At 61.7% G+C, this 1,495-nt stretch carries 2 protein-coding genes and 1 pseudogene; all 3 read right to left on the reverse strand.

Features of this window, described 5'->3' with window-relative positions; all coding sequences use genetic code 11:
- Positions 1-125: pseudogene (locus PCA31118_RS26845) on the reverse strand (ABC transporter ATP-binding protein); the annotation flags it as partial.
- On the reverse strand, positions 122-895 hold the full coding sequence (locus PCA31118_RS26850; protein ID WP_044456814.1) for an ABC transporter ATP-binding protein: 774 nt from the start codon (positions 893-895) through the stop codon (positions 122-124). The pseudogene PCA31118_RS26845 and the gene PCA31118_RS26850, both read right to left, overlap by 4 nt.
- A gap of 21 nt (positions 896-916) precedes the next feature.
- A partial coding sequence (locus PCA31118_RS26855; protein ID WP_425495411.1) for a branched-chain amino acid ABC transporter permease occupies positions 917-1,495 on the reverse strand: 579 nt, incomplete at its 5' end.

Here is a 1,495-nt window from a genome sequence, read left to right on the forward strand (position 1 = left end):
GCACCGTTCGCGCCGATGAGCGTGACCAGCTCGCCCGGCTGAATGTTCAGGTCGATGCCCTTGACCGCCTTGATCCCGCCGTAAGCGACTTTCAGGCCCTTGATCGTCAACATTGCGCTCATCAATGGCCTCCCGAACCCAGATACGCTTCAATCACCGCCGGATTCTTCTGCACATCCTGCGGCAAACCTTCGGCAATCACCTTGCCGTAATCGAGCACCGTCATGCGATTGCACAACCCCATCACCAGCTTCACGTCGTGCTCGATGAGCAGAATCGTCTTGCCGTCGCTGCGGATCTTGTCGAGCAAACCGCGCAGTTCGACCTTCTCCGTGGCGTTCATGCCCGCGGCCGGCTCATCCAGCGCCAGCAGCTTCGGGTCGGTGGCAAGCGCACGCGCGATCTCCAGACGGCGCTGGTGACCATACGAGAGGTTGGCTGCCGTGTAGTTGGCGTACTTCGCCACGCCCACGTATTCGAGCAACTCCATCGCACGATCACGGATGGCGCGCTCTTCGGCCTTCGCGCCCGGGTAGCGGACGATCGCGCCGATCACGCCCATCTTCGTACGCACGTGACGGCCCACCATCACGTTCTCGACGACGGTCATGCCGCCGAACAGACGAATGTTCTGGAACGTACGCGCAATACCGGCTTTCGCCACTTCATGCACTGCGGTCGGCTTGTAGGCCGCGCCGTCGAGCTTGAACTCGCCCGAGTCCGGGGTGTAGAGACCGGTGATCACGTTGAAGAACGTGGTCTTGCCAGCGCCGTTCGGGCCGATCAGCCCGTAAATCTGCCCCGGCTTGATCTCCAGGCCCACGTCGGTGAGGGCCTGCAGACCGCCGAAGCGCTTGTTCACGCCCTTGACGGACAGAAGAATTTGTTCGCTCATATTCAGGTCATCTCCCTCGGCTTACAGAGTCCGCTCTTCCGGACGCGGCGACGGCCACAGGCCGGCCGGACGGTACAGCATGATCAGAATCATGGCCAGACCGTACAGCAACTGCCGGATCACTTCGGGATCGACGATGACGCTACCGAACAACTTCATCTGCAACGGGCCCATGGTCGAGCGCAGGATCTCGGGGAACGCCGAGAGCAGCACACCGCCCAGAATCACGCCCGGAATGTGCCCCATGCCGCCGAGCACCACCATCGAGAGCACGACGATCGACTCCCAGAAGGTGAACGACTCGGGCGAGACGAAGCCCTGGAACGCCGAGAACATGCCGCCCGCCACCCCACCGAACGACGCGCCCATGGCGAACGCGAGCAGCTTGATGTTGCGCGTGTTGATGCCCATCGCCTTGGCGGCGATTTCGTCTTCACGGATGGCGACCCAGGCGCGTCCGATACGCGAGTGCTGCAAGCGCACGCAGATGAAGGCGATCAGCAGCGCAAGGAACACGAACAGGTAGTAGTACATGTACACCGAGCTGACCTTGAACCCGAAGAACTCGTGCGCCTTCGAGAAATCGAAGCCGAACAACGA

The sequence above is a fragment of the Pandoraea captiosa genome (genome assembly GCF_902459775.1).
Taxonomy (GTDB): Bacteria; Pseudomonadota; Gammaproteobacteria; order Burkholderiales; family Burkholderiaceae; genus Pandoraea; species Pandoraea captiosa.